The sequence below is a fragment of the Streptomyces sp. NPDC001204 genome, assembly GCF_053598035.1.
Window position 1 is genome coordinate 1 of record NZ_JBSFJL010000100.1, and the last position, 1284, is coordinate 1284.

General features: G+C 66.7%; 2 protein-coding genes. Both read left to right on the forward strand.

Going from position 1 to position 1284, the window contains the following annotated elements:
• Nucleotides 1-428: alpha-glucosidase C-terminal domain-containing protein (locus ACWC91_RS41595; protein ID WP_450645089.1), on the forward strand; the 428-nt coding region annotated here is incomplete at its 5' end.
• A partial coding sequence (locus ACWC91_RS41600; RefSeq protein ID WP_450645090.1) for an alpha-amylase family glycosyl hydrolase occupies nt 425-1284 on the forward strand: 860 nt, incomplete at its 3' end. The genes ACWC91_RS41595 and ACWC91_RS41600, both read left to right, overlap by 4 nt.

Sequence of the window (1284 nt, forward strand, 5' to 3'; positions counted from 1 at the left end):
AGTACCAGCTCAAACCCCGCGACTGGACAGCCGCCGCACGCGAGGGCCGCACCATCGCACCCCTCATCACCAGGCTCAACGACATCCGCCGCCGCAGTCCGGCCCTGCGGCAGCTGCGGGACCTGCACTTCCATCACGCCGACAAGGACGCGGTGATCGCCTACTCGAAGAGGAGCGGATCGAACACGGTTCTGGTGGTCGCCAACCTCGACCCCCACCACACCCAGGAGGCCACGGTCTCGTTGGACATGCCGCAACTCGGCCTGGACTGGCACGAGTCGGTGCCGGTGCGCGACGAGCTGACCGGCGAGACCTACCACTGGGGCAGGGCCAACTATGTGCGTCTCGAGCCGGGCCACCGGCCCGCGCATGTCCTCACCGTCCTGCGACCGTCCACCCCGCAGATCGGAGGGTCACCGACAACATGATCGTCAATGAGCCCGTTCCGGACACCTTCGAAGACACTCCGGCCCAGGACCGGGACCCGGAGTGGTTCAAGCGTGCCGTGTTCTACGAGGTCCTCGTCCGCTCCTTCCAGGACAGCAACGGCGACGGCGTCGGCGACCTGAAGGGCCTGACCGCCAAGCTCGACTATCTCCAGTGGCTCGGCGTCGACTGCCTGTGGCTCCCGCCGTTCTTCAAGTCCCCGCTGAGGGACGGCGGCTACGACGTGTCCGACTACGCCGCCGTGCTCCCGGAGTTCGGCGACCTGGCCGACTTCGTGGAGTTCGTCGACGCCGCCCACCAGCGCGGGATGCGCGTGATCATCGACTTCGTCATGAACCACACCAGCGACCAGCACCCGTGGTTCCAGGAGTCCCGCACGGACCCCGACGGCCCCTACGGCGACTACTACGTGTGGGCCGACGACGACAAGCAGTACCAGGACGCGCGGATCATCTTCGTCGACACGGAGGCGTCCAACTGGACCTACGATCCGGTCCGCAAGCAGTACTACTGGCACCGGTTCTTCTCCCACCAGCCGGATCTCAACTACGAGAACCCGGCCGTCCAGGAGGAGATGATCTCCGCGCTCAAGTTCTGGCTGGACCTGGGCATCGACGGCTTCCGGCTGGACGCGGTGCCGTACCTGTACCAGCGGGAGGGCACCAACTGCGAGAACCTCCCGGCCACGCACGAGTTCCTGAAGCGGGTGCGCAAGGAGATCGACGCCCAGTACCCGGACAAGGTGCTGCTGGCGGAGGCGAACCAGTGGCCGGAGGACGTCGTCGACTACTTCGGCGACTACGCGGCCGGCGGCGACGAGTGCCACATGGCCTTCCA